Genomic DNA, 2351 nt, shown 5'->3' on the forward strand with positions numbered 1-2351 from the left:
TCACGCCCGTACGTCGCCAAAAGCGCCTGCGCCTCGATCGGATCACCCAGCTTCGTACCCGTCCCATGACCCTCGACCGCGTCCACCTCGGCCGGCGAGAGACCGGCATTGGCCAATGCCTGGCGGATCACCCGCTCCTGCGACGGGCCATTCGGCGCGGTGATGCCGTTGCTGGCACCGTCCTGGTTGATGGCACTGCCGCGCAGCACCGCCAGCACCTTGTGGCCGTTGCGCTTGGCGTCGGACAGCCGCTCCACCACGAGCACACCGACACCGTCCGAGAACCCGGTGCCATCGGCGGACGCCGCGTAGGCGCGACAGCGCCCGTCCGGAGACAGGCCACGCTGACGGCTGAACTCCGTGAGCAGGAAGGGCCCGGACATGATGGTCACACCACCGATGAGCGCCATCTCGCACTCCCCCGCCCGCAGGGCCTGGGACGCGAAGTGCAGGGCGACGGCGGAGGAGGAGCAGGCCGTGTCCACCGACACCGCCGGGCCCTCGAGCCCGAGGATGTAGGCGATACGACCGGACACCACGCTGGTGCTGGAGCCCGTGAGGCGGAAGCCCTCGACCTGGGACTGCGAGCCGGTGACGCCGTAGTCGGAGGAGCTGACACCGCAGAAGACACCGGTGTTGCTCCCCTTGAGGGAGGTCGGGGCGATCCCGGCGTGCTCGAACGCCTGCCACGACGCCTCCAGCAGCAGACGCTGCTGCGGGTCCATCGCGGTGGCCTCACGCGGGCTGATCCCGAAGAAGTCCGCGTCGAAGAGACCGGCGCCGTCGACGAAACCGCCGCCACGCGTGGAGACCGTCCCGATCTGGTCGGGGTCCGGGTCGTAGAGCCGCTCCAGGTCCCAGCCGCGGTCGGTGGGGAAGGGGCCGATCGCATCCCGACCGGAGGCCACCAGCTCCCACAACTGCTCGGGCGAGGTTACCCCGCCCGGGTAGCGGCAGCTCATGCCGACGATCGCCAGCGGCTCGCCCGCGTCGACCTGCTGCGTCCGCGCCACGCCACGGCCGCCGCTCGCAGCCTCGGCACCCGTGCCCGTACCCGTACCCGTGGACACCTGGGTCGTCAGGAAGCGTGCCACCGCTCCCGGAGACGGGTGGTCGAAAACGAGCGTGGCGGGCAGGCGCACGCCGGTTGCCCGGGTGAGCCGGTTGCGCAGTTCGACGGCGCTGAGCGAGTCGAAGCCGAGCTCCTTGAACGCCCGCTCGGCCTCGACGGACGCGGCCGATGCATGTCCGAGTACGGACGCCACCTGGGCCTGGACCAGTTCGAGGACGATCCGCTCCCGGTCCGCCTCCGGCGCTCCGGCCAGCCGCTGGGCCAGCGCACCCGCGCTCGCCTCGGACCGGGCGGGGGTCCGCACCAGTCCGCGCAGCAGCGCCGGGAGCGTGCCGGCCCGCGCCTGGGCGCGCAGCGCAGCGGTGTCCAGCTGTGCCGGGACCACCACGGCCGCGTCCACGTCCAGGGAGCGGTCGAACAGCGGCAGACCGGTCTCGGCGGTGAGGGCACTCATACCCATCCGCTCCAGACGCGCCAACTCGGCCTCGTCCAGCCGCGCCCCCATGCCCGTGCCGTGCGACCAGACGCCCCAGGCCAGGGAGGTCGCCGGCAGGCCGGCGGCCCGGCGGGAGGCGGCGAGTGCGTCCAGGGCCGCGTTCGCGGCGGCGTAGTTCGCCTGGCCGGGGTTGCCCATCAGGGCGGCCATGGAGGAGAACACCACGAAAGCGGACAGGTCGGCGTCGGAGGTCAGCTCGTGCAGATGCCACGCGGCGTCCACCTTGGGCCGCATGACCCGCTCGACCTGCTCCGGCGACAGGGACTCCACCACACCGTCGTCAAGAACACCCGCCGCATGCACCACCGCGGTCACCGGACGCTCCACCGAGCCGAGCACCGAGGCCAGCTCGTCACGATCCGCGACGTCACACGCCACGACCCGCGCCTCACAGCCCAGGCCCTCCAGCTCGGCGACGAGTTCGGCGGCACCCTCGGCCCGCGCACCACGCCGACTGAGCAGCAGCAAATGGCGCACACCCCGGGTCGCGGCCAGGTGCCGGGCGAACATCGCACCCAGACCACCCGTACCACCGGTGATCAGGACGGTCCCCTCCTGATCGAGGACCGGCGACCGGTCGGCCGCGCCTGCGCCGGCGCGGGTGAGCCTGGGCGCCAGGACGCGACCCTCGCGGACGGCGAGCTGCGGTTCGTCGGTGTCGAGGAGGGCACCCCAGTCCGGCCCATCGCCCTCACCCTCACCATCACCGTCGCGGTCGAGGTCGAGGTCGACCAGGACGAACCGGCCCGGGTGCTCGGACTGCGCACTGCGCAGCAGACCCCA

Annotated in this window: 1 protein-coding gene; it reads right to left on the bottom strand. The window is 72.5% G+C overall.

The genetic code is table 11. From position 1 onward, the window contains the following. The coding region (locus FVS66_RS09800; RefSeq protein WP_149180642.1) for a type I polyketide synthase at nucleotides 1-2351 on the bottom strand (2351 nt) is incomplete at both ends.

This window comes from Streptomyces sp. TRM49041 (assembly GCF_008271805.1).
GTDB lineage: Bacteria > Actinomycetota > Actinomycetes > Streptomycetales > Streptomycetaceae > Streptomyces.